Raw genomic sequence first — 24146 nt, 5'->3', positions numbered from 1 at the left:
CGATGCCCGCCCGGTCAGCTAGCACCGACTTCGCGTCATGAGAAACGCGCTGATGACCGCAGCGCAGAGCGCGAGCACAGCGCCGACGCCCAGAACACCAGCGGGCGCACGCCCGCCGCACAGGTCGCACGCGACCTCGGCATGTCCCGCGCCACCTTCTACCGACGCTTCAACGCGCTAAAGGCCGCCGACTGCTGCCCGCCGCCGCGGACCGCGGAAGCCAACGAATGCTCACTGGGAAGATAGGGTCGGAACGCATCGGACGCGCTTGCCCACCCGAGCACACGACGTGGGCGCGTATTGATGCGGTCTGCGATCCCTTCGAGGTCGACCTGGGAGAACCGTCGCAGGTCGGCACCCTTCGCGAGATACTGCCGCAGGAGCCGGTTCGTGTTCTCGTTGCTGCCTCGCTGCCAGGGTGAGCGTGGATCGCAGAAGTACACGTCCAGACCCAGATCTGCCGAGAGCTGCTGATGCTCGGCCATCTCCCGCCCGCGGTCCCAGGTGAGCGTCTTCCGCAGCGCCGGAGGCAAAAGCGCGAGGTCGGCGGCGATCGCCGATCGGACCGTGGCCGCCTTGTAGCCGTCCGGCAGCGGGATGACTCGGACGAATCGCGTCGAGCGCTCGACGAGTGTCGCGACAGCGGAGGGTCGGGCTCCCATGACGAGGTCGCCCTCCCAGTGACCGATCTCGGTGCGCTCGGTCACGCAGGCCGGACGTTCGCGGATCGAGACCATGTTGCGCAGCACCCCACGGCCGTATGTTCGCTGTGGCACCCTCGCTCGCCGCACCGACCGTCCCGAGCGCAGATGCTTCGCAGACCCAGGTCCCAGTTCACGGCGGCCAGCGACGTAGATCGAGCGGTAGATCGTCTCGTGCGAGATTCGCAGCAGCGGATCGTGCGGATGTGTGCGCCGCAGCCAGTGGGCGATCTGCTCGGGCGACCAGTCCAACGCCAACCGTTCCCGCACGATCCGCAACAGCTCCGGACGAGACTCGAGGCGCGATGCCTTCGGCCGCCTGGCCCGCTCCCACGCAGCCCGATCCGCCAGCGTCGCGCGGTACGCGTCGCGGCCGCCGTTGCGGGCAATCTCCCTCGAGACCGTCGACGGCGCGCACCCGATCGAACCGGCGATCACCCTGTTTGACAAGCCCGCCGCGATCCCGCGCGTGACTTCCTCGCGCTGTTCGACTGTGAGATGCCGGCGACTCCGTCGACGCGTGGCAGGGCGCACCCCGCCGTGCTTTGCGAGATGCGCCCGAACAGCCGACGGATTCGACCGCAACGACCGGGCGATCAGCCTGCTCGGCTCACCCTTCGCCCAGAGCTCCCACAACGCGTCCTCTTGTTCGCTCGTGAACCCCACGCGCACCTCCAGAACGGTCGAGATTGCCCACGTTTACGGAGCAGGAACGCTCGGAGACGGGGCCGCCGACGCCCTCTCCAATAGGTGCGAGCGCATCTGTGCGATCAGGGTGCCGCGCTCGATTCGTCGAGATGGTGACCTCGCGCGCTCACGACGGCTGCGGTCCCGAGTGGGGAAGGAAGCCCTCGGCGACGACGTCCCAATCGGTACTCCCTGGCCAGTGCTGCATCGCTCGGGCGGATGCGGCGCGGACGATCTCGGCCGGGCCGGGGTCAATGCCGGCTGCTCGACTGGTCGCGACGATGTGCTCGAGGAACGACAGGCACATGTCCAGGCGCGCCTCCCCGCCGTCGTAGCGACGCTGCTCGACTGAGGCCGTCAGGCCGGCGAGCGAGGCGCCGAGCGTGTCGACGATGCCGCGGGCGTAGGGCAGGAACCGGGCCGCATCGACGCCGTGCGCCGCCGCCAGCGCTGTCGCGTGGAGATGCGCGTACATCCCGGCGAAGTAGATGTCGAGCATCGCCAGGTCCAACGCCGGCGGCACGGCGTGGTCCTCGCCGACGACGTCGTTGGTGCCCCGCATCGCCGCGAACAACGGGCCGGTCTCTGCGAGGTCGTCCTCAGCGCCGGCGTACAGCACGACGCAGTCGTCGGTGCCCACCATCGGGGTGGGCACCATGACCGCTCCGGTCACGTACCGGACGCCACGGGCGGCCGCGTGCGCCGCTGAACCGACGGCCTCGGCTGGCGTCCCCGTCGACACGTTCACGACGACCCGCCCGCCCAGAGCAGGCGCGATCTGCTCGATGACAGCACGGCTTCCCGCGTGATCGCGAACGCACACGACGACGAGGTCCACACCGTTCAACGTCTCGGAAGGAGACTCGATGAGGACGATGCCTGTCGCCTTCGCGAGCCCGAGCTCGTCGAGCGTCTTCGGCGTCCGGTTCCACGCCAGGACACGCTGCCCTCGTTCGGCAGCGGCTCGGGCGATCGCGGCACCCATGGCTCCGAGGCCCAGGACCGCGATCGTCGCTGGCGCGCCTCGGTCGTTCGTCGCGAAGCTGTCCGTCTCGTCCGTCTCGTCCGTCTCGTCCGCCTGGGTCGTCATGTCCACCATGCTGGGTTGGTGCGTCGGTCACGTCCAGTACGCACAATGGAGTGCGGACGAACCCGCAGGTGAGCGAGGCAACAGTGAAGCAGCGACAGCAGTGCGGCGTGAACGTCGTGTTCGACCTCGTCGGGTCGAAGTGGAAACCGACCATCCTCTGGCGCCTGGCCGAAGGCGATCGGCGCTTCGCCGAGCTGCGTCGCGCCATCGACGGCATTTCGGAGAAGGTGCTCGCAGATCAGCTGCGCGAACTCGCACGAGACGGCCTCGTCGAACGCGACGCTGGCGCCGGATTTCCGCTCCGGGTGGACTACCGCCTCACACCTATGGGCGTCGAACTGAACGACCTACTTGACCCACTCGCAGCATGGGGTGATCGCCTGGCAACGGCAGCGAACTCAGCAGAACACCCGACGCTCGCTCCACCCAAGGTCGGCACGCGTCGCTCCCATGGTGCGTTGACCGGTTGAGACCGCCATCGTTTCTGGCGGTTTGACGGATTCGTTGCTCTAGAGGTCGCCGTATAGGTGTGCCAGAACCTGGTTTCGGCAGACGCTTTCGGTCCATAATCCCGGGGCGAGGAGGTCGCCCCGGCGCGCTATAGCCCAGGTAGGCGGGGGCAGGTCCAGGAGTCAACGCCCCTCAGGATCGCCCACTCACTATCGGCTATGGTGCGACCGCTGGGGCGGGGGCGTCGATCGCGAGCTTCACGCCGATTGCGCCGAGGAGGGTGCCGGTGACCCACTTCTGCCAGCGCATCCAGGCAGGTTTGCGTTGGAGGAAGGTGGCGACTGACCCGGCGGCGATAATGATCGCGCCGTTCACGGCGACGCCGACGAGGATCTGGATCGCGCCGAGCTGGAAGCCTTGTGCCACGATGCTGCCTGCTGCGGGGTCGATGAACTGCGGGATGAGAGCGAGGTAGAGGATCGCGACCTTCGGGTTGAGTAGGTTCGTCAGGAGGCCCATGCGGAAGAGCTTGCCGAACGAGTCACGTGGAAGATCGTTGGTCTCGAACAGCGATTTCCCGCCCGGGCGGAGCGTTTTGTAGGCGAGCCAGAGCAGGTAGACGGCACCCGCCACCTTCAAGGCGATGAACAGCCATGGGACAACGAGGAACACTGCTGCCAACCCGAGGTTGGCCATGATCATGTACACGACGAAGCCCACCGCCGTGCCGGACAGCGACATCATCCCGGCGCGCCATCCCTGGCTTATGCTGCGCGAGACGAGGTACATCATGTTCGGGCCGGGGGTGAGGGCGAGCCCAAGCTCGATGAGCGCGATACCGAGGGCGGCGGATAGCGAGATCATGCACGCTTCTTTCGTGGGGTGGGTTGCGGTGAGCATCCCCCTCGATGCCGAACTCCGACAAGTCTCCCATTCGCTGCCGCAGGCGACAGCGCACCCCACTTCTCGAGCGGGTGTACCCCGGGTGGCGCGGCCCCGTCTCCGGGAGGAATCGGCAAGCTAGCGGGCACCATCATGCGGGGTGTTTAGGGGGCGCATCAGCATTAGCGCGAAAGTTCCCACGGCCGCGGCGGTGACTGCGATATCGCGGCGAGGTGCTTTCGCGAGCTGCCCCGTCTCTATCCGAGCTGCCCAGCGTTGCAGGGTCCGCACCGCAACGCCGGAGTGCTCCGCAAGCCGCGTCCACGGCACCCCGTCCTGGTGTTGGCGCACAAGCTCGGCCTTTTGCCGGTCGCTGAGGTGCGCCATGATCCCTCGTCAGGCCCGCTCGACGTGCTCGGCCAAGTGCCGATAGATCGTGGGCCGGGACACCCCGAACGTGTCTGCGATCTCCTGCACGGTGTGGCCGCCCTCGTCATACATCGCCCGGGCTTGCCGGATCTTCGTCGGCGTCATCTTGAACTTCGGGCCGCCTTTCCGTCCCCGTGCGCGGGCGGCCGCGAGGCCGTCGTGGGTGCGCTCCACGATGAGGTCGTGCTCGAACTCCGCGATCGCAGCGAGCATATGGAAGAACAACCGGCCACCAGGCGTGGTGGTGTCGATGCCCTGCGACAGGGCTTTCAACCCAACCCCACGCTGCTGCAGCTCATCCGCGACTTGCTTGAGGTTTCGCACAGATCGGCCGAGCCGGTCAAGCTTCGTCACCACGAGCGAGTCACCCTCTCGCAGATACCCGAGGGCATCCGTCAGCGCCGGCCTCTTCGCCAGGGTGCCAGATGCGTGCTCGACAAAGATCTTGTCGCACCCCGCAGCTTCGAGCGCATCGGTCTGGCCGTCCGGATTCTGGTCTCGGGTCGAGACACGGGCGTAACCGATCGCGGCCATGCCTCAGCGTATCGCGAACGCCGCCTGCTTTACATAGATCGTCGACACGAGTCATGAGACACGACTCGCCGAACTGAGCCAGTAGAGCGTCGGCTGACTCATGAACGGTCGTTTGCGGGATCTGGCGTCACGCTGATGCACGTCTGAGTTTCTGCCTCGGCCAGGCGTGCGTTGCTAAGAGGGCGAGCGCGATGGCGCAGAGAATCAGCGTGGATACGAACCCTCCGGCGTAGTGGTTGGTCGGTATCTGCTCGTCGGCGACAGCGACGACGGCGAGGCCGAAACTGTTTCCAAACTGCTGCGCGGTTGTGAGCACTCCGGAAGCAGCTCCGGCTAGTGCTGCGGGGAGCAGATGAGTCACGCCGTCAGCGATTGACGCCAGTGCTATACCCATGCCGATGCCGAAGATCCCGCTCGCCGCGATCAGGGCCGCGGGGAAGGGGGCGGCAGAGAAGGCCCAGATTGCGGCCAGACCGGTTGTCATGATGAGCGCGCCGAGCGCGGTCGTTCTGTCTGTCCCGAGCCGGCGCTGGAGCCGGTGACTGTTGGCGGCGGCGAGGAAAGCCCCGAGAGATAGGGGAAGGAATGAGAGACCGGTGGCGAGGGGGCTGAGCAAGTGAAACAACTGCAGGTTGAGCGTCATGAAGTAGAACGTGGCTGTCATGGCTCCGCCGATGAACATCATCGCAGTAACGGGCCGCCAGGCGCCGGTTCGACCGAGCGCTACAAAGGGGATCAGAGGTGATGCCGCGCGCTTCTCGATGAGCGCGAATGTGACGAGACTGACCAGGCCGAGGAGGGCCCAAGCGGCAGCGGTGAAGGCGTTGGAAACTGACATGACTGTGAGCACAAGTGATGCCGTCGCGACGAGAAAGGCGGTGCTGCCAGCTAGGTCGAGTTGGGGCCGTGCGGTGGGGCGCGGCGTCCGGTTACTGAAGACGAGTAAAGCCAGAAGTACGAGCCCGATCGGGACGTTCACCAGCAGAGTCCACCGCCACCCTAGGGTCTCGACGATGACTCCACCGCCAAGTACTCCGAGAGCGCCGCCGCTGCCGGATGCCGCGCCCCATAAGCCGAACGCTTGTGCGCGAGCTGGGCCCTGAAGGAAGGTTTGCGAAAGGAGTGAGAGGCACGCCGTCGTCATCAACGCCGCACCAATCCCCTGCCCGACTCGACCGGCGATGAGCACCTCGGCTGTGGGAGCGAGCCCTGCTCCCAGGCTGGTCAACGTGAAGACGCCCACCCCGATGGCTAAGACTCTGCGCGATCCGAACCGATCGGATAGCCGTCCTGAGAACAGCAGAAGGCCTGCGATCGGAATGGCGAAGGCGTTCACGACCCAGGGCAACGTCTCAGCAGAGAACCCGAGCCCGGTTCTCAGATCAGGAAGCGCCACAGCGAGAATTGAGCTATCGAGTGTGACCATCAGTTGTGCCAGGCAACACAACAGGAGAGTGGTTCGATTTCCTTTCATCGCTCGTTCGATCTCGAGATGGCATTGTCTCGCTGAGTTCGCTCGGTCACGGCGCTTGCTCCCTGGATATGTCACGTGGTGTGGGTGAGGTCTGAGGCTAGGAGCTGAGCCGGACAGCCTCTGTCCTCCTTCCGTTGCGAAGGGGGGATCGCTCGCGGCGGACCGCTGGTGTCCTCCTTCCAGGGATGATCGGTTCATGTGGGATACGACATCAAGGACGTTCGAGCTACTAGGGATGCTTCAAAGGAACGGGTTCGTCGGCAGCGTCCAGCTAGCGTCCGACCTGGGCGTGACGACCAGAACCGTGCGGCGCGACGTGGCAAGACTCCGCGATCTCGGGTACCCCGTTGACACACGTCTCGGTGTCGACGGCGGATACTCTCTCGAACCTGGGGCGGTCCTGCCTCCGATCTTTCTTTCCACCGATGAGGCGCTGGCGTGTGCTCTCGCGCTTAGAAGGTGGAAGGAAAGCTCTGATCCAACCCTGACCGCCAGTTCTCTCGGCAAGCTCCTCGCATCACTGCCCACCCAAGTGCGGTGGGTCATCGATGCGGTAGCGAAGGTCACGATCGATGCGCCAGTGGACGGTCTCGAACCGATAGAGTCCCCGGTCGTTAACATCGGGGTTCTCGGCGAGTTGGCAAGAGTATGTCTGCTCGGCCGTCGAGTGGAGTTCAAGCACTCGCAGCGAAACGGAGCGACGAAGGACCGACGGGTTGATCCCCTTGCGTTGGTCAACACAGTGCGGCGGTGGTACCTCGTCGCCTTCGACGTCGACACCGACGATTGGCGGACGTACCGTGTCGATCGCATCTCCGACGTCGCAGTCAGCCAGATGCCGATCCGATCGCATACGTTTCCCGGCCCGAGCGTCGATGAATGGGTGACGCGACAGCTCAGCGCGGGGTGGCAGCAGGTGACCGCCACCGTCCGCGTGCACGCGTCAGTGGATACGGTGGAGCGCTGGGTTGCGCCGGCATGGGGAGTCATTGAACAGGAGACGACTCGGACCACGATCGTGCATGCGGGTGCCGAGAGTTACGAGTCCATCGCCAGATGGCTCCTGCTCCTACAAGCCGACATCGAGGTGCTGGAACCCAACGAGCTACGGACGGCGTTCGGCGCCGTAGCACAGCAGGCTGCTCGCGCAGCCCAGCGAGCTTAAACAGGGTGGGCCGGCCATCGCACGACCGGCCCACCTTGGTCAGCGGAGAGGCCGGAAGAACTCCGTGAGGTCCGCGATAAGGAGCTGCGGTTCTTCGAGGGCGGCGAAGTGCCCGCCACGGTCGGTCACATCAGTCCACCGAGTGATGGTGTTCTCTCGTTCGGCGTAGCGGCGAATGCCGACGTCGTGAGCGAACATGATGACCCCGGTGGGAACACCGGAGGGCTCCTTGACTGCTCCCCACGCTGAGTGCTGCGCGTAACCGATGTAGGCGGCTGTGCCGGCGGTCTCGGTGAACCAGTACAGGGACACGTCGGTCAGGATTCGATCGAGGGAGATGATCGTTTCGGGGAGCTCCTCGTGCGGAACGGTCCACTTCTGGAACTTGTCGATGATCCACGCAAGCTGGCCGGCGGGAGAATCCACGAGCCCCGCGGCGAGAGTCTGAGGTCGAGTGGACTGGATCGCGATGTAGCCATACTCCTCCTGCATGAACGCCTGAACCCGCCCCAGACGGTCGAGCTCCAACGGAGTGAACGACGCAAGATCTGCTTCGCTGGGAGCCTGTAACGGCATTCCCATCGAACCGTTGACGTGGACGCCGACCACATGAGATGGTGCCACTCGGGCGACCTCGGGAGAGACGGCAGCGCCGATGTCACCACCCTGTACCCCGTATCGGTCGTAGCCGAGACGTTCCATCAGTTTTGCCCAGGTCCGCCCGATTCGAGCCGCGTCCCAACCGCCCTCGACGACCGGGCTCGAGAATCCGAATCCCGGCAGCGACGGAATGACCACGTCGAACGCATCCGCCGCCGCCCTTCCGTGCGCTTCCGGATCAGTGAGGGGGCCGATGAGGTCCACGAACTCAACGAACGACCCCGGCCACCCGTGAGTGAGCACCAGCGGTAGAGCGCCCGACACCTTCGATCGGACGTGGACAAAGTGGATCGTCTGCCCCTCGATCACCGTCGTGAACTGCGGAAGCATGTTCAGCGCCGCCTGCTGTGCCGCCCAGTCGAACTCGTCAGCCCAGTACCCGACCAACCGTCGCAGATAGCTGACCGGCACTCCTGTCGACCAGTCATCACCAGGTAGCGGCGGCGGGAACCGGGTCTCGCTTAACCGGCGTCTGAGCTCGTCGACGAAGCTCTCCGGGATGTCGATTCGAAACGGCTGAACCTCGGCACTCATAAAAAGTTCCTTCCATCGCGTGCTGGCTCAAATGAACCACGCCACGACGACGACGCTAGGAATGAACGAGGACATACCCTGTCCCCCTGCCGACAATGATCGTTTTCGGCGCGAGGCGTTATCCGTGCTGGACGGGCTGCCGAAATCGCCGGTCACAACGGGCTAATGGCAGTGTTTTTCGGCTGGCGCCCTTGCTCATCGATTCATTTGCTGAGGACGCGACCCATCACCTGTCGGTCGTCGCCGTAGGTGGCGAGGCTCACCCATCCTCGCGACGAGTAGAGGCGTACCGCCGGGTCGTCCGGACTGCTGGACGTTGCGAGCAGCGCGCGCCGGTGGTCAAGGTTCGCGAGCAGTGCGTCGTGCAGCTGACCCCCTATGCCTCGGCCCCGCACTTCAGGAATCACGGCGAGCTCGACGAACTCAAAATGTCCCCCGACCCATCTCTCAACTTTTGAACCAAGCTCGCGCGTGATGAAGTCAGACCAGTACTGTCCGCGTTCCCCGGTGTAACCCCACGCGAACCCGACCAGCCGCCCGTCGTCATGCGCGACAGCGAGGCGGTATCCGGCACGCGAGCGATGACGGTCCCATGGCGATATCGCCCACTCCTCTGGATCGTTCACCTCTCCGAACGCCGCGGTCCAGACGCCAAGAACTTCATCGCGGTGTGCCGACGCGTCCGTGCCGGCCACGGTTCCGATGGTGATCACACATTCATCGTTGCAGGAGAAGGCAGCCCGCCGGAAACGATCGGGTTCGCGCCACGCCGCCGGTTGATAGCGTGTCGGCATGACGCAGTACCGAGCCGTATTCGACGCCGCCGTGACCTTCTCGAACGAGGGCGGCATACAGGCGCAGAGGTTCAGAGTTGACCTCCCGAGCGCCGACGTCAGTGACGAGCTGGTGGCCGAACTGTTCGTGAGATCGCTTGACCTCCTGATGACGGATAGCGCGACCGTGAGCAGTGTGCAGATCATCGAGGAGCCTCACAAGGGAACTCGCGGAGGGCCAAGCGATCCTCGTTTGGACCCACCAGAGCGCTGACCACAAACGATCGTTTCCGGCAGGCGCACCGCGGTCACCGGCCGACTGCACGACACGCCGGTCGCGCACCTGCCGAAACCCCCTGCCGGAACTTGTCGCGCCGAAACGGTCCGCCCGACCTTTTAGGCAAGGTGAGATCGAAACGCGAATACCGACAAGTTTCGTGAGACAACCGGCAGTTCGGCAGCGCACCACTCACCCGTCTTTCCGGGGATGTTCTGTCTCACCGACCGACAATTTCCGTGAGATCGGACAGACGTGTCCTGTCTCATCGGATCTGCCGAAATCTCCCCTACCTGCAGATCGTCTCACCGGAGTTGCAGATTCTCATCGGAGTTGTCACTCGGCGGCGTGGTGTCGGTGGGGTACCCGGCAGCGGAGTAGCTTTCACGTCAAGTTGGTACCCGCACCGCGGAAGACCTCCGCGGACGCCGCTGGCATATGCCCACGTGCGGCGCGGCCTCCTTCGTGTGGGTCTCGCATCCGAGGAACTCCCCGGTGGGTGGGAGCTGCGGGGCAACCCTCGACTCGGCGGTCAGATCCTTCTTGTCCACCAGGACCAGGGCGCGACCCTGCGGGTCCTCTCCGAGAGCCGTGTCACTCGCAACGGTGTACCTCACGCGGGCGCGACGGCTGCTCGACGCGCCGCCTGGTACCAGCCTCTGCGTCCGATGTGCACCGGACTGAATTTTGATGAGTCCGATCATCTGCACATGCTTCTCCTGATGAACCTGCGCGGAGACATTCCCGCTTGGCGCATCGTCCACCCGATCGAACCGGGCAAGTCCAACGGATCGGTGGACTGCGATCTCGCTGTCAACCTCATCCGCGACACCGACAGCGCTGCCGGGCGCTTCGAAGCAGATGACGAAGACGTCGACTTCTTCCGTGCCGACATCAACGAGGAGACCGGCGATGTCTGAGGCGTTCAACGGCGCTCGTCTCGAAACTCTTCGGAACCTTCTTGGACTCACCCGGAACGAGCTCGGCGCGCGCCTGGGACTGACACAGTCCCTGCTCTCCCGAATCGAACACGGTCATGTCCCGCTGTCTGAAGACCTCGCAGCCCTCGCCAGTCAGGCTTTCGGAGAGCCGATCAAGTTCTTACAGTCCCGCTCAACGCCGTCCCGCTTGGTCCCGTCGCCTACCGAAAAAGTCGACGACCCGTGCCGCCGAACGCGCACGGATCAGCGAGCTCTATCGAGAAGCCTCACGCGTCTTCCACGAGATCAGCGCAGCGTCGGGGTACCGAACGGTTGCGCCTCAGATCGACAGAATCTCCGGCGACATCGAACGTGCAGCGGACGCCATCCGGGACTCTGCAGGGGTCGCGAACAATGCGGCAGTGCGCAACGCCACGCGGATGCTCGAAAGGCTCGGTATCGGCGTGGTCGTCGACCTGGACGACGAAGCGCAATCACACGACCGCGCGGATGATTCCGGGATCTCGATGCCGACCAAGAACAACGAGCGCCCTCTCGTTGCGACAACGTCGATCGCACACGGCGACGTACAGCGCATGACTCTCGCTCATGAACTAGGACACCTGGTTCTGCACCGCGACGCTCCCTCGATCAACTGCTCGATCCGTCATCCCCAGGAGCAGGAAGCGTACTTCCTCGGAGCACTCGTCCTTGCACTACGCCAAGTCATGGCTGCACGAATCTCCGAATCTGCGACGCTTCGGCACTTTCTCGGTGTCAAGAGCGAGTTCGGTGTGTCGGTCGGCGCGGCTGTTGTGCACGCGCACCGACTGAGCTTGATCAGCACTGATCGGTACCGCGGCCTGCAGATGCAGATGCAGATGCAGATGCAGGCGCGCAAGTGGAAGTACGATGAGCCGGGCGAAGTTGCCGCGGAATCGCCAAAACCCTCGCCCAAGCACTTTCGCGCGCCTATCCGACGTCGACTTGCGCACGCGCCTCACATGAGCTCGGCATCCGACCATCTCGTCTGCATCGCTGGGCTCACCGTGCTGAGGGTGATGCGAATGCCGTCGAACCAACTGGATCGCCGACGAATGTGACGCCACTTCGCGGGCGATTCGGAGAATCAGTGCGACATGCTGATGGAGATCAATCGGATGCAGCTCGACCTCCTGCGGGAGCTTCGTCGGGATGTCCCTCCCATCGCCGCGCCGGGAGAGGGAGCAGGCGATGACGCCAGGAACGCATCCGGTTGAATCTCACCGCGGCGACCTCGCCGGGCGTCACCATCAGGTTGCACCTGACCTCCGCCGAACCAGCGTCGAAGACCGAGCTCGGCGCACCGCCCACCAGACGACGACAGCGATCGACGTCCCGAGCACGGCTCCAGCGACCACGTCCGTCAGCCAGTGCGCCTCGAGGTATGTTCGGCTCCAGGCGACCATCGTGATCCAGGTCACCGCGACCAGCCAGAAACGTCGACCGATCAGGAATGTGAGCATGACCGCAGTCGTTGCTGCGATGGTGGTGTGTCCGGAGGGAAACGACGTCAGGCCGGTGTCAGCGAGCGAGTCGGTCGGGCGAGGGCGGGCGACGAGCACTTTGATGGTGGCGGTCGCCGCCTCCGCACAGATCATCGCCGTGGCGAGTGCGAGCGCGCTCCACGGCCTTCTCATGATGAGCAGCGAGACCGTGAGGAACAGCCCGACGACGACCATCGCCCCCACTCCGCCGGCGGAATCGAACCACGTCGCGACCGCCACCCACGGCTCCGTCCGCCAGTCGAGCATGAGATCGTGCCACAGGCCGTCGAGTGCGGTCGGCCCCCTGCCCGCGACGACCAACAGCATTCCCAACGACACGGTGCTGAGGATCCCTGCCGAACCGAGGACGAGCGGAAGCCACGGGTGGCGGAGAAGCGGTGCGGGCGTCGTCAAGGACGCATCGTGTGGGAGTCGCGTGTTTCGAAGCATCGGGTCGCTTTCGTGGAGATGCACACGACGTGTCCATCACGCGCCGTATCTCGTCCTTCGACGATAGGAACGTGCGCTGGGCATCTCGTGCGATGTGCCACCCTCCGCTCTGAGAGAACCCTCAGGAGCGCGGAAGACCCAGCGGCGGGACGCGACGAACCGGAACAGGGAGCCGAGCAGGAGGCCGATGACGTTCGTCGAGATGTTGTCGGCCAGCGCAGAGGTGAACCCGAGCAGATAGTGGCTGATCGTGAGGCATCCGATCGCGATGGCGCTCCCAACGAGACTGACGGCGACGAAGGAGGCCATCTCGGCTGCGATGTGTGTGCCGTGTCGGTCGCGGAACGTCCACCAGCGGTTTCCGGCCCAGTTCGCAAGGATCGCGAGCACTGTGGCCACTGCTTTGGCGATCAGGACCGCTCCAGCGATGCTGCCGTTCGACAGGAGTGTGGCACGCAGCAGGTTGAAGACGACGACATCGATCACGACTCCTACCCCACCGACCGCTGTGAATCGGAGGAGATCTCGCGCGAGGGACCGGAAGGGGCGCTCATGCATGACGTGGCTCCCTCTGCGTTTTGACGACGTGGTGTGTGCGCGACTGAAGCGCCCACACCGTGACGCGCCACATCGCCTCGAATACGATGCTGCCGCGCATCTTCGATGCTCCGAGTCGACGGTCGGTGAAGGTGATCGGCACCTCCGCGATGGTGAGGCCGGCGTCGTGTGCTCTCCACAGCATCTCGATCTGGAAGCAGTAGCCCTCGCTCTGGATGGCGCCGAGACCGATGCGGTCGAGAGCGGTGGCGCGGAACGCGCGATAGCCGCTAGTCACGTCGTGCAGCGGTAGCCGCAGCCCAGCTCTGGCATATGCGCTCCCGGCCCGCGACAGCGCTCGTCGCGAAAAGGGCCAGTCTTCGACTACCCCTCCTGGCACCCACCGTGAGCCGACCACCATGTCGGCGTTGAGAAGCGCCGCCATCAGACGGTTGAGTTCCTCAGGATGGTGCGATCCGTCGGCATCGCATTCGACGACGGTGCCGTAGTCGTGCCGCTTCGCCCACGCGAAGCCCTGAAGGTACGCGCCGCCGAGACCGGACTTCGTCGGGCGGTGGAGCACGTTCACGGACTTGTCCTGACGTGCGAGCGCATCGGCGATCTCACCAGTGCCGTCAGGCGAACCGTCGTCGACGACGAGGATGTCTGCGGCGGGAACGCTTCGACGAAGGCGTGCGACGATGTGCGCGACGTTCTCTGCTTCGTTGTACGTGGGCAGGATGACGAGTGTGCGATCGGACATGATCATTCCTTGGTCAGGTGGTACACGGTGGTGCGATTGATCAGCTGCGAAGCGTCGATGCGGAATCCGTTCTGCAGGAGCAAGGTGATGTCGGTGGGACGCCCGGTTTTGGAGGGCAGCTCCACAGCCCAGACATCCGACGATCGAGGCATGTCAGCGACGGCGACGGAGTTCGGCACGACCGCATCCCAGAGGTGCGTCCGCTCGGTGTACGGCGTCTTGAGGGCTGGATCGTGCAGGCCGCGGAACGCGTCGGGATACAGGGAGATCATGATGCGCGGGTCTCGCGACGGCTTCGTCGCCTGGTCGAAGAACACAGAGTCACCAGGGTGCGCGTTCACCGCGACATACTGCGCCACTGCGCGCCAGTCGCTCCCACCGTCCTTTGCCCACATCGTGCGCTGTCCGAGATACACCGGGACGCTGGCCACCAAGAGTGCAGCGACCAGGCCCAATGGGACGACGCGGCGCAGCCGCGGCCCGACCAGCCCTCCGGCTACTTCGGCTCCAAGCGCGATGAGGATGGCGGCGGCGGGCACGCAGAACGACAGGTACCGCACGTTGTACATCGGAGAGATCGCGTTCCCCACGAGCAGCAGCGTGGACGGTACCGCGAGCCACAGTAGTGCGAGCACGGTGAGACGCCGCCGCGGTCGGTCATCCGCGCGCCCGCGGGCGAGGGAGGTCACGAGCGCTGCGGATGCCGCGGTGACCAGCAGCCACCCGATGACACCCACGAGCGGGTGGCCGAACCACTGCGACACGAGCACGTTGCGCGCTGTCGCGTAGTCACGCCGCGCGAGGAATGCGATCTGGGATCGTTGCCGGTATCCCAGAACGATGATCGGTGCCGCAAGCAGCAGTCCTGCAGCAGCGGAACCGGCCCACACGCCAAGACGGCGGCGGTGCATGAGGGCGATGTACAGCGCATGAACGATGAGCACCAACCCCAGGTAGAGGAAGAGGTACATGCACGCAGCCGCGCCGACGGCATAGCCGAGCCACTCTCCGACCCCGCCCCGACGCCGGAGGAGACGCAGAAGCAGGACGGTGAGCCACACGGCGGCGGCGGCCCCGAGCGCGTACGAGCGCGCCTCGGAAGCCATCGAGGTGGTCCGCGGGAGCATGATCCCCACGATGCCCGCCGCGATCGCGATCCGATCGCCGGCGAACCCTCTCACCAACACCACGATGCCGGCGACCATCAGGCCGACCGCGATGGCGCTCGGCAGTCGGGTGGCGAGCTCGGTCGAGCCAAACACGCCGACCCAGAGGTGGAGCATCGCGTAGTAGACACCATGCACGGCATCGATCGTGCCGAGCATCCCGGCGAGACCCGACCAAGACCGTTCCGCAGACATCACGCTCGCTGCCTCGTCGCCCCAGTACGACGGGATCCATGAGCCTGTGAACCCCACGACGGCGCCAGCGGCGCCGATCAGCCATGGAAGGGACGCGCGCGGCACCCGCACGCGTGCACGCCGACCCTCGTCGGTGCGCGCGACATGCGTCTGCAGCATGCTGTTCCTCCGGATCTGCCGGTGTGATGTCCTCGTCACACTGCTCTCGGAACTTCTGAACTGGCTCGGCGAGTCGCCTACCACCGTGAGAAGGTTCTCAGGAAAGCGGCGCGTTGCTGCATCTCTGAGAGAACACTCACCCGCGGCGACCTTGTCACGGAGCCAACGTCAAGCAATTGTCGGGATTCTGACGGCATGACGAATCCTCTGCCCGACCACATGCGCACCATCCTGTTGAACAGGGTGCCGGAGGTGACCTTCGCCTTCTGGGTGATCAAGATCCTCTCCACGACCACTGGCGAGACCTTCGCCGATTTCCTCAACGTCGACCTGGGCTTGGGTCTGAGGATCACCACCTGGGTGATGGGCGGAGTCCTTCTGGTCGCGCTCGCCGCGCAATTCGCGACCAAACGGTACACCTCAGGCATCTACTGGACTGTAGTGGTGCTCATCAGCATCGTGGGGACGCTCCTCACTGACAACCTGACCGATGTGCTCGGTGTCCCGCTCTGGGCAAGCACGCTCATCTTCAGCGCCGTGCTCGCACTCACGTTCGGCATTTGGTTCGCGCGCGAACGCACGCTCTCGATCCACACGATCTTCACGCGCCGTCGCGAGGCCTTCTATTGGATCGCGATCCTGTTCACCTTCGCCCTCGGCACTGCAGCCGGCGACCTGATCTCGGAGGGACTCGGTCTCGGGTATGTCTTCGGGACCATCCTCTTCGCTGCCCTGATCGGCGTGATCGCCATCGCGCGGTTCGCCTTCAAGGCGAATGTGGTCTTCTGCTTCTGGGCCGCCTACATCCTGACCCGGCCGCTCGGAGCCTCGATCGGCGACCTGCTCTCGCAGGCTCCGGCAGACGGCGGGCTCGGGGTGGGGACGACGATCACGAGTGTCGTCTTCCTCGTAGTCATCGTCGCCCTGGCCGCGTATCTCGGGGTGAAAGCCACCAGACAGCGCCGCGAGGCCGCCGTGTACGCTTCCTCGTCGCTGGTCTCCGTCGCCCCGTAGGATCACCACGAGGGAGGCCGATGATATGACGCTGCGAGTACTCACGGTCGAGGACGAACGCGAGATGGCCGATCTCATCGCCCGCGGCCTGCGAGCCGATGGACGAGAGCTGACGACGGCTCCGTTACGCAGAAGAGCCGCCTTCCGAAGAGGAAGGCGGCTCTTTCGTCGCAGGAAGGGACGGATCAGATGACGCCCTGGGCGAGCATCGCCGCGGCGACGCGCTCGAAGCCCGCGATGTTGGCACCGGCGACGTAGTCGCCCGCGACGCCGTGACGCTCCGCGGCGTCGAAGGCGGCATCGTGGATGTCACCCATGATCTCGCGCAGCTTGTTCTCGCTGTCGCCGAAGCTCCAGCGCTGACGGGAGGCGTTCTGGCTCATCTCGAGCGCCGAGGTCGCGACACCACCGGCGTTCGCGGCCTTGCCGGGGGCGAACAGCACACCGGCCTTCTGGAAGGCGTCGACGGCATCCGGCACGCAGGGCATGTTCGCGCCCTCCGACACGGCGCGCACGCCGTTGGCGATCAGTGCCTCCGCGTCGGCGAGGGAGACCTCGTTCTGCGTGGCGGACGGCACGGCGATGTCGACCGGCACCTCCCACACGCTGCCGCCCTCGACGAAGCGGGCGCTCGGGCGGCGGTGGGCGTACTCGACGATGCGGGCGCGCTCGACCTCCTTGATCTGGCGCAGCAGGTCGACGTCGATGCCGGCATCGTCGACGACGTAGCCGGAGGAATCGGAAGCCGTCACCGCGGTGGCGCCGAGCTGGGTGGCCTTCTGGATCGCGTAGATCGCGACGTTGCCGGATCCCGAGATGCCCACACGCTTGCCGCTCAGGGAGTCGTCGTGCACGGCGAGCATCTCCTGCGCGAAGAAGACCGCGCCGTAGCCGGTGGCCTCGGTGCGCACTTCGGCACCACCCCACCCCGTGCCCTTGCCGGTGAACATGCCGGACTCGTGGCGGTTGGTGACCTTGCGGTACTGGCCGAACAGGTAGCCGATCTCGCGGCCGCCGACGCCGATGTCGCCCGCGGGAACATCGGTGTGCTCGCCGAGGTGGCGGTACAGCTCGTTCATGAACGACTGGCAGAAGCGCATGACCTCGGCGTCGGACTTGCCGTGCGGGTCGAAGTCGGAGCCGCCCTTGCCGCCGCCGATGCCCTGACCGGTGAGCGCGTTCTTGAAGATCTGCTCGAAGCCGAGGAACTTGATGATCGACAGGTTCACCGAGGGGTGGAAGCGCAGTCCGCCCTTGTACGGGCCGAGCACCGAGGAGAACTGGATGCGGTAGCCGCGGTTGACCTGCAGCTTTCCGGAGTCGTCGATCCACGGCACGCGGAAGAGGATCTGACGCTCGGGCTCGACGAGCCGTTCGAGGATGCCGCCGTCGACGTACTCCGGGTGGCGTTCCAGGACCGGGGCGATCGAGTGCAGCACCTCGTGGACGGCCTGGTGGAACTCCGGCTCGTGCGGGCTGCGGGAGAGCACCGTGTCGAACACGGGCTGCACCGATGCGGCGAGCGGATGGAAGTCGGCGGGAGACGAAGCGGTCACGCGGAAGAGCTTTCTGGTGGGGGATGGTGGTGCAGGCGATCGTGTCGCGTGAGGCTGTGCCGGATCCGGCAGAGACTTCACTCTAGTCGCCACCGAAGCGGGGGTTCCCGCCGGTTCGGTGGCGACGTCGGTCACCCGGTGTTCTGCAGGCCGGCGGCCACACCGCTGACGGAAAGCAGCAGCAGTCGCTGCTGTTCCGCGTCGGCGCCGGAGCCCGTGGGATCCTCCGCGGCCGAGCGCAGCGCCCGGAGCGCGCGCAGCTGCAGGAGCGAGAGCGCGTCGACGTACGGACTGCGCAGCTGTACGGCGCGCTGGAGCACGGGCTTGTTCTCGAGCAGACTTTCGCCGCCGGTGAGGCGGATCACCCAGCGCCGCGTCGTCGCGAGCTCGTCGAGCACGAGCTGCGCCAGGTCGTCGCGGTCGCCGAGGGCGAGGTACTGGCGCGCGATGCGCTCGTCGGTCTTCGCGAGGCTCATCGCGACGTTGTCGATCATGGTGCGCAGCAGCGGCCACTCCCGGTACGCCTCGACGAGCAGCGCCTCATCGCCGACGGCGTCCAGAGCGGTGCCGAGGCCGAACCATCCGGCCAGGTTGATGCGAGCCTGCGTCCACGCGAAGACCCACGGGATCGCCCGCAGGTCTTCCAGCGACTCCACCGACAGTCCGCGGCGGGCGGGGCGGGAGCCGAGCGCGAGCAGACCGATCTCCTCCATCGGGGTCACGGTGGCGAACCAGGGAGCGAAACCCTCCGCCTTCACGAGGGAGAAGAAGCGCTCGCGGGAGGCAGCGTCCATGATCGACGCGACCTCGGCGTACCGCGCGGCCGCCCGGCTCGTGCGCTGCTCCTCGGTGGGGGAGGAGGCGAGCAGCGTCGCCGCGGCGACCTGGTCGATGTGACGCATCGCGATCGCGGGCTCACCGTAGCGCGCGAAGATCACCTCGCCCTGCTCGGTGAGCTTGAAGCGGCCGTCGACCGAGTGCGGCGGCTGCGCGAGGATCGCGGAGTTGGCGGGGCCGCCGCCGCGTCCGAGGGCACCCCCACGACCGTGGAAGAGGGTCAGCTCGATGCCGGACTCCCGGGCCCACCGCGCGATCTTCTCCTGCGCCTCGTACAGGGCGAGGTTCGCGGCCACCGGGCCGACGTCCTTCGACGAGTCGGAGTAGCCGAGCATGACTTCGAGCCGGTTGCCGGTGGCCGCCATGCGCTCGCGGAACTCCGGGAACGTCACGGCTTCCTCGAGGATGCCGGGAGCCGCCTGCAGGTCGGCGAACGTCTCGAACAGCGGCACCACGTCGAGCACCGGAGCGTCGTCGCCGAGGGCGTAGTGGGCGAGGCGGTGCACATTGGCGAGGTCAGAGGCGGCCTGGGTGAACGAGACGACGTAGCGCCCGGCGGCGCGCAGCCCGCGGTCGCGCTGGATATCCGCGATCGCGCGGAACACCTCTAGCACCTCCTCGGTCTGCGCGCTGACGGCCTCTCCCGCCTCGAGTTCTGCCAGTGCCTTCGCGTGCACCTGGGAGTGCTGACGCACCTCCAGCTCGGTGAGGTGGAAGCCGTAGGTCTCGACCTGCCAGATCAGGTGCTGCACGCCGCCGAACGCATGGCGCTTCGCGCCGGCATCGGCGAGCGACGCCTGCACGGCGCGCAGATCTTCCAGCAGCTCCTCGGGACGTGCGTACGCCTGGGCGCTGTCGTCACCCCGGCGCGTGGCGGCGACGCGACGCGCCAGGATCAGCAGCACGCGGCGGTGCGGCTCGTCGGGAGAGCGGGTGGCGAGCTCGGCTGCCAGCGCGGGCTCTGCAGCGGCGAAGCTCTCCCAGAGTGCGGTGACCTCGGCGCTGGGCGGCGTGTCGTCTGAGGCGAGGGTGAGCGTCCGGCCGATGCGCTCCAGCGCACGCTCGAGCCCGCGCAACACGTGGTCCGCCGCGATCTGCGAGGCCTCGCGCGTGACGGACGCCGTGACGAAGGGATTGCCGTCGCGGTCGCCGCCGACCCACGAGCCGATCCGCACGAAGGCGGGGACGACGGGGGCGCTGGCACCCGAGTCCTCTCCCCGGAGCGCGTCGTCGATGCGACGGTACACATGAGGCACCGTCGTGAAGAGCGTCTCGTCGAAAACGCCCATCACGGTGCGGACCTCGTCGGTCGGAGACGGCTTCTGGGAACGCAGCGGAGCGGTGCGCCAGAGCGTGTCGATCTCCTCCAGCATCCGTCGGCGGGCACGGTGCTCTTCCGATCCGCCCTCGCTCGCGGCGTCGTGCTGCGTGAGCAGTTCCGACAGGCGGCGGATGCTCGACGAGACCGCACGGCGGCGGGCCTCGGTCGGGTGCGCGGTGAAGACCGGGTGGAAGCGGAGGCCCTCCAGGCGGCGGCGCGCCTCGTCGTCGCCGACCTCGGTGCGCAGTCGGGCGTACGCGGTCGCGACGGTGTCGGCGGCGTCCTCACGTCCCGGCTGTCCGGCACGCTCGCGCAGCACGCGCACACGCTGGTGCTCCTCGGCGAGGTTGACCAGGTGGAAGTAGCAGGTGAAGGCGCGGGCGACCTCGTCGGCCCGCTCGACCGTGAACGACTCGGCGATCGCCGCCGCGCGCTCGAACGCGTCGGGGGTCTCCTCGTCGTAGGCCTGGATCGTCGCGAGTCGCAGCCGTTCGACGTCTTCGAAGAGGCCGTCGCCGCCGGCTTCGCGCAGCACCTGCCCGAGCAGCTGCCCGAGCATCCTGACGTCTGTGCGCATCGCATCCGGGATGCCGCGGCCGGCTTCGAAGCGGCCGATCACGCGGATGGCCTCGGTGTTCGTGGGCTCGGAGAAAGAGTGTGCGGGGGTCACCCTTCGAGAGTATCCCTCGGGGAAGGGGTGTCCTGCACGCATGACGGACTGCGTCCGGGCACGGGATCGAGAGAAGCACCGGGGCTTCCCGGCGACCTACGATGGGGGGAATGCGCATCTCAGCGAATCCCCTCCGCGGACAGCAGTTCCCTGCCGTCCTCCTCCTCGTCGCGGCCGGGCTCGGGCTGCTCCTCGCGAACCTCCCGACGCACGACGCGCTCGCCGCCTTCCTCGACTTCCACATCGCGATCCCCGGCACCGCTCTCGACCTGTCCATCGCGCACTGGGTGTCCGACGGTCTTCTCGCCGTCTTCTTCCTCGTCGTGGCCATCGAGCTGCGTCACGAACTGACCCACGGCGAGCTCGACTCCCCACGCAAGGCCGTGCAGCCCGCGATCGCGGCAACCGGAGGCGTGCTCGTCCCGATCGCGGTCTACCTCCTGATCGCCGGCGGCGACGGCACCACGGCGCCGGGCTGGCCCATCCCCACGGCGACCGACATTGCCTTCGCCCTCGGGGTGCTGGCGATGTTCGGCAAGGGGCTGCCGTCGCGGGTGCGCGTCTTCCTGCTCGCGCTGGCCATCCTCGACGACATCATCGGCATCATCTTCATCGCGGTGCTGTTCGCCGACGACGTGCAGTGGCTGCTGTTCGGCCTCGCGATCGTCGGCGTCGCGGTGTTCTGGGCGCTGAGCCGGCTCCTGCACGCCAAGGGGCACCCGCTGATCGCGGTGGCGATGGTCCTGGTCGGCGTGCTCACCTGGGGCCTGGTCGCTTCCTCCGGCATCCATGCCACGATCGCCGGTGTGCTGCTGGGCCTCGTGATGTCGCCCGTTCCCGCCGGTCGCACCCGGCATGCGCTCGAACCGACCGTGAACGGTGCGATCCTGCCGCTGTTCGCGTTCGTCGCGGCGTTCGTCGTGATCCCCGCCGTGTCGATCACGCAGCTGTCGCCGGCGTTCTGGGCCATCGTCGTGGCCCTGCCCGTGGGCAAGATCATCGGCATCTCGCTGTTCGGCTGGCTGGCGATGCGCATCCGCCCGAAGGGCGCCGATCCGGCGCTGCCGTTCGCCGACATCCTCGCCGCGGGAGCCCTCGGCGGCATCGGCTTCACGGTCTCTCTGCTGCTGGCGAATCTCGCCTTCGCCGACGACGGCGGCATCAGGGACCAGGCGATCCTCGGCGTGCTCGTGGGGTCGCTGATCGCTCTCGTGCTCTCTGGGATCATCGTGTCGCTGCGGGCCCGCTGGTACCGTCGGGTCGCATCCGCAGCATCCTGAGAGGCATCATGACGGGAAGTCCGACTCGGGGCCTCTCCGCGCCCGACCGATTCGAGGAGGAAGCGTGAGCGCTCAGCCCGAGACCGATGCCGGCGTCGACGACGCACAGGATCCGCTCCGTCAGGCCGCCGACACCATGCACGCGGTCAGGGACCGCTGCGTGTGGTCGCAGCAGATCACGCACCGCGACCTCGTGCCGTACCTCATCGAGGAGTCGCACGAGGTGATCGACGCGGTCGAGGCCGGCAGTCGCGACGACCTTCGCGAGGAGCTGGGCGATCTGCTGTGGCAGGTGCTGTTCCACTCCGCCATCGCGGCTCAGGACCCGGATGATCCGTTCGACATCGACGATGTGGCGCGCACGCTCACCGAGAAGATGGTGCGTCGCCATCCTCACGTGTTCGCCGGGGAGGTCGCTGACACCCCCGAACAGGTGCTGGTTCACTGGAACGCGGCGAAGGCGGCCGAGAAGCGCACGCGACGCAGCGTGCTCGACGGTGTGCCGCGGGGGATGCCGGCGCTCGCGCTCGCGCAGAAGCTCGCGGGCCGCGCCGCCGGTGCGGGCGTGACGATCGACCCGACACCGGCCGCCGTCTCGCCGGACTCGGAAGCGGAGCTCGGCGAAGCGCTCCTCGCCCTCGTCGCGACGGCGCGCGCCGAGGGCTGGGATGCCGAGCGGGCGCTGCGCGAGCGGCTGCGGGTGCTCGAAGACGACGTGCGCGCGGCCGAAGCCGCCTCCTGACGCCCGGCGCGACGACGCCGACAGACCTGGGAAGATGGAACCGTGGCTACCGTGAATCCGCCGCGCGGCATGCGCGACATCCTCCCCGCCGACAAGGCCCGCCGTGAGCGTGTGCTCTCCGTCATCCGCGAGCGCTACCTCGCACACGGATTCGACGAGATCGAGACGCCCGTCGTCGAGGACTACGACCGACTGCATGCCGGTATCGGCGGCGACAACGAGAAGCTCTCCTACAACATCCTGCGCCGTGGTCTCGATGCCGATGCGATCCGCGCCGCCGCCGACGACCCGGCCGCGCTCTCCGATCTCGGCCTCCGGTACGACCTGACCGTGCCGCTCGCGCGCTTCTACGCGAGCAACCGTGGCCAGCTCCCCACCGTGTTCCGCTCGATCCAGATCGGTCCGGTCTGGCGCGCCGAGCGTCCGCAGAAGGGCCGCTACCGTCAGTTCGTGCAGTGCGACATCGACATCATGGGCGATGACTCCTCGCGCGCCGAGGCCGAGCTGATGGTCGCCTCGCTTGACGCCGTCGACGCGCTGGGCCTCGAGGGCGCGACCGTGCGCATCAACGACCGCCGGGTGCTGGATTGGATGCTCGACAGCTTCGGGTTCACGGCGGAGGAGCGCCCAGGGGTGCTCATCACGATCGACAAGCTCGACAAGATCGGCCCCGAGGGGGTGGCGGCCGAGCTGCGGGAGCGCAGTGCCTCGACTGCGGCCGCCGACGCGTTCGACGCCTTCCTGCGACGTCCGCAGACCATGGAGTACCACCCGTTCGGCGAGCGGCAGATCCGCAAGGCGCTGCCCGAGGGGGCACCGGCCGAGCTGATCGAGCACCTGGTCGGCATCGGCGAGGCCGTGGCCGCGGGGCGCGGGCAGTCCGACATCCCGCTCGTCTTCGATCCGTTCCTCGTGCGTGGCATGGGGTACTATACGGGCACGATCTTCGAGCTCGCGCACCCCTCCGTCGGGTACTCGCTCGGAGGTGGCGGCCGGTACGACGGCATGATCGGGCGCTTCCTCGGGCAGCAGGTACCGGCGGTGGGCTTCTCGCTCGGATTCGAACGCCTGGTCGACTTGATCGCCGATGAGGCCGATGCCGGGGCGCGGGCGGTCGTGCTCATCCACGATGCCGAAGTTCCGGTGCACGAGCTGGTCCGGCACAAGGCGGCACTGATCGCCGGCGGGGCCAGGGTGCGGCTCGAGCGACGCACCAAGAACGTCAAGGCGCTGCTGGAGCGATCGGCTGCCGACGGCTACACCGCCTTCGCGACCGTCTCCACCGGTGCCGACGAGCTGGAGCTCAAGCCGCTCTCCTGACGAGCCGGGGTCGTCGCCGGATCCCGTTCACGCC

The 24146-nt window shown here is 66.6% G+C and carries 23 protein-coding genes; 9 read left to right on the top strand and 14 right to left on the bottom strand.

The annotated features are described in order from the left end of the window. Positions 1 to 158 precede the first annotated feature (158 nt). Together GLO27_RS10005 and GLO27_RS10000 are read right to left on the bottom strand one after the other, a co-directional pair. Positions 159 to 1367, bottom strand: coding sequence for an IS30 family transposase (locus tag GLO27_RS10005; protein WP_208323591.1), 1209 nt, complete (start codon positions 1365 to 1367; stop codon positions 159 to 161). 148 nt (positions 1368 to 1515) lie between these two features. Beyond that, a complete protein-coding gene (locus tag GLO27_RS10000) occupies positions 1516 to 2478 on the bottom strand; it encodes an NAD(P)-binding domain-containing protein (RefSeq protein WP_082682487.1) in 963 nt (320 codons plus the stop codon). 68 nt (positions 2479 to 2546) lie between these two features. On the opposite strand from GLO27_RS10000, the gene GLO27_RS20040 reads away from it, so the two are divergent. Beyond that, positions 2547 to 2948 carry a helix-turn-helix domain-containing protein gene (locus GLO27_RS20040; RefSeq protein ID WP_206549469.1) on the top strand — a complete coding sequence of 134 codons (402 nt, stop codon included), beginning with the start codon at positions 2547 to 2549 and terminating at the stop codon, positions 2946 to 2948. Positions 2949 to 3144: 196 nt separating this feature from the next. Here GLO27_RS20040 and GLO27_RS09990 read toward each other — a convergent pair whose 3' ends face one another. The 4 genes from GLO27_RS09990 to GLO27_RS09975 all read right to left on the bottom strand — a co-directional run bounded on the left by GLO27_RS09990 (position 3145) and on the right by GLO27_RS09975 (position 6247). Beyond that, the gene (locus GLO27_RS09990; RefSeq protein ID WP_058630412.1) at positions 3145 to 3792 is read right to left on the bottom strand and encodes a LysE family translocator; all 648 of its coding nucleotides are present in this window, start codon (positions 3790 to 3792) and stop codon (positions 3145 to 3147) included. Between the two features lie 156 nt (positions 3793 to 3948). After that, positions 3949 to 4197 carry a helix-turn-helix domain-containing protein gene (locus tag GLO27_RS19785; RefSeq protein ID WP_058630413.1) on the bottom strand — a complete coding sequence of 83 codons (249 nt, stop codon included), beginning with the start codon at positions 4195 to 4197 and terminating at the stop codon, positions 3949 to 3951. Positions 4198 to 4206: 9 nt separating this feature from the next. Further along, on the bottom strand, positions 4207 to 4773 hold the full coding sequence (locus GLO27_RS09980) for a recombinase family protein (RefSeq protein ID WP_058630414.1): 567 nt from the start codon (positions 4771 to 4773) through the stop codon (positions 4207 to 4209). Positions 4774 to 4900: 127 nt separating this feature from the next. Continuing rightward, positions 4901 to 6247, bottom strand: a complete 1347-nt coding sequence (locus GLO27_RS09975; RefSeq protein WP_275044701.1) for an MFS transporter — start codon at positions 6245 to 6247, stop codon at positions 4901 to 4903. Positions 6248 to 6443: 196 nt separating this feature from the next. On the opposite strand from GLO27_RS09975, the gene GLO27_RS09970 reads away from it, so the two are divergent. After that, positions 6444 to 7412, top strand: a complete 969-nt coding sequence (locus GLO27_RS09970; protein ID WP_058630416.1) for a YafY family protein — start codon at positions 6444 to 6446, stop codon at positions 7410 to 7412. A 39-nt stretch (positions 7413 to 7451) separates the two neighbouring features. Here GLO27_RS09970 and GLO27_RS09965 read toward each other — a convergent pair whose 3' ends face one another. Both GLO27_RS09965 and GLO27_RS09960 read right to left on the bottom strand, forming a co-directional pair. Beyond that, a complete protein-coding gene (locus tag GLO27_RS09965) occupies positions 7452 to 8606 on the bottom strand; it encodes an epoxide hydrolase family protein (RefSeq protein WP_058630417.1) in 1155 nt (384 codons plus the stop codon). A 203-nt stretch (positions 8607 to 8809) separates the two neighbouring features. Further along, on the bottom strand, positions 8810 to 9400 hold the full coding sequence (locus tag GLO27_RS09960; protein ID WP_167254640.1) for a GNAT family N-acetyltransferase: 591 nt from the start codon (positions 9398 to 9400) through the stop codon (positions 8810 to 8812). Here GLO27_RS09960 and GLO27_RS09955 point away from each other — a divergent pair. The 3 genes from GLO27_RS09955 to GLO27_RS09940 all read left to right on the top strand — a co-directional run bounded on the left by GLO27_RS09955 (position 9399) and on the right by GLO27_RS09940 (position 11679). Next, positions 9399 to 9653 carry a hypothetical protein gene (locus tag GLO27_RS09955; RefSeq protein WP_058630419.1) on the top strand — a complete coding sequence of 85 codons (255 nt, stop codon included), beginning with the start codon at positions 9399 to 9401 and terminating at the stop codon, positions 9651 to 9653. The two genes, GLO27_RS09960 and GLO27_RS09955, sit on opposite strands and share 2 nt — an antisense overlap. A 713-nt stretch (positions 9654 to 10366) precedes the next feature. Further along, positions 10367 to 10576 carry a hypothetical protein gene (locus tag GLO27_RS09950; RefSeq protein WP_167254638.1) on the top strand — a complete coding sequence of 70 codons (210 nt, stop codon included), beginning with the start codon at positions 10367 to 10369 and terminating at the stop codon, positions 10574 to 10576. Positions 10577 to 10998: 422 nt separating this feature from the next. Continuing rightward, positions 10999 to 11679 (top strand): ImmA/IrrE family metallo-endopeptidase, encoded by a 681-nt coding sequence (locus GLO27_RS09940; protein ID WP_167254634.1) that lies wholly within the window; start codon positions 10999 to 11001, stop codon positions 11677 to 11679. Positions 11680 to 11868: 189 nt separating this feature from the next. Here the strand turns inward: GLO27_RS09940 and GLO27_RS09935 are convergent, their stop codons facing one another. The 4 genes from GLO27_RS09935 to GLO27_RS09920 form a co-directional block, all read right to left on the bottom strand. After that, positions 11869 to 12516 (bottom strand): phosphatase PAP2 family protein, encoded by a 648-nt coding sequence (locus GLO27_RS09935; protein ID WP_167254632.1) that lies wholly within the window; start codon positions 12514 to 12516, stop codon positions 11869 to 11871. Between the two features lie 72 nt (positions 12517 to 12588). Further along, on the bottom strand, positions 12589 to 13110 hold the full coding sequence (locus GLO27_RS09930) for a GtrA family protein (protein WP_167254630.1): 522 nt from the start codon (positions 13108 to 13110) through the stop codon (positions 12589 to 12591). Continuing rightward, positions 13103 to 13852, bottom strand: a complete 750-nt coding sequence (locus GLO27_RS09925) for a polyprenol monophosphomannose synthase (protein ID WP_208323589.1) — start codon at positions 13850 to 13852, stop codon at positions 13103 to 13105. The genes GLO27_RS09930 and GLO27_RS09925 overlap by 8 nt, the downstream gene beginning before the upstream one ends. 2 nt (positions 13853 to 13854) lie before the next feature. Then, positions 13855 to 15372: a glycosyltransferase family 39 protein gene (locus GLO27_RS09920; protein ID WP_167254625.1), complete on the bottom strand. Its 1518-nt coding sequence runs from the start codon at positions 15370 to 15372 to the stop codon at positions 13855 to 13857. A 195-nt stretch (positions 15373 to 15567) separates the two neighbouring features. On the opposite strand from GLO27_RS09920, the gene GLO27_RS09915 reads away from it, so the two are divergent. After that, positions 15568 to 16386, top strand: coding sequence for a hypothetical protein (locus GLO27_RS09915; protein ID WP_167254623.1), 819 nt, complete (start codon positions 15568 to 15570; stop codon positions 16384 to 16386). Positions 16387 to 16571: 185 nt separating this feature from the next. Here GLO27_RS09915 and gdhA read toward each other — a convergent pair whose 3' ends face one another. Both gdhA and GLO27_RS09905 read right to left on the bottom strand, forming a co-directional pair. Then, positions 16572 to 17942: an NADP-specific glutamate dehydrogenase gene (gene gdhA, locus GLO27_RS09910; RefSeq protein ID WP_021199508.1), complete on the bottom strand. Its 1371-nt coding sequence runs from the start codon at positions 17940 to 17942 to the stop codon at positions 16572 to 16574. 131 nt (positions 17943 to 18073) lie between these two features. Next, positions 18074 to 20770 carry a phosphoenolpyruvate carboxylase gene (locus tag GLO27_RS09905; RefSeq protein WP_167254621.1) on the bottom strand — a complete coding sequence of 899 codons (2697 nt, stop codon included), beginning with the start codon at positions 20768 to 20770 and terminating at the stop codon, positions 18074 to 18076. A 110-nt stretch (positions 20771 to 20880) separates the two neighbouring features. Here GLO27_RS09905 and nhaA point away from each other — a divergent pair, with 110 nt between their 5' ends. The 3 genes from nhaA (at position 20881) to hisS (ending at position 24112) form a co-directional block, all read left to right on the top strand. Beyond that, entirely contained in the window at positions 20881 to 22050 is a 1170-nt protein-coding gene (gene nhaA, locus GLO27_RS09900; protein ID WP_029260412.1) for a Na+/H+ antiporter NhaA, read from the top strand. A gap of 136 nt (positions 22051 to 22186) precedes the next feature. After that, on the top strand, positions 22187 to 22792 hold the full coding sequence (locus GLO27_RS09895; protein ID WP_208323757.1) for a MazG family protein: 606 nt from the start codon (positions 22187 to 22189) through the stop codon (positions 22790 to 22792). A gap of 69 nt (positions 22793 to 22861) precedes the next feature. Next, entirely contained in the window at positions 22862 to 24112 is a 1251-nt protein-coding gene (hisS, locus tag GLO27_RS09890) for a histidine--tRNA ligase (RefSeq protein WP_208323756.1), read from the top strand. Positions 24113 to 24146 lie beyond the last annotated feature (34 nt).

The organism is Microbacterium sp. Be9 (assembly GCF_011754135.1).
Lineage (GTDB): Bacteria > Actinomycetota > Actinomycetes > Actinomycetales > Microbacteriaceae > Microbacterium > Microbacterium maritypicum_A.
This window is presented reverse-complemented; position numbering and strand designations above follow the sequence as displayed.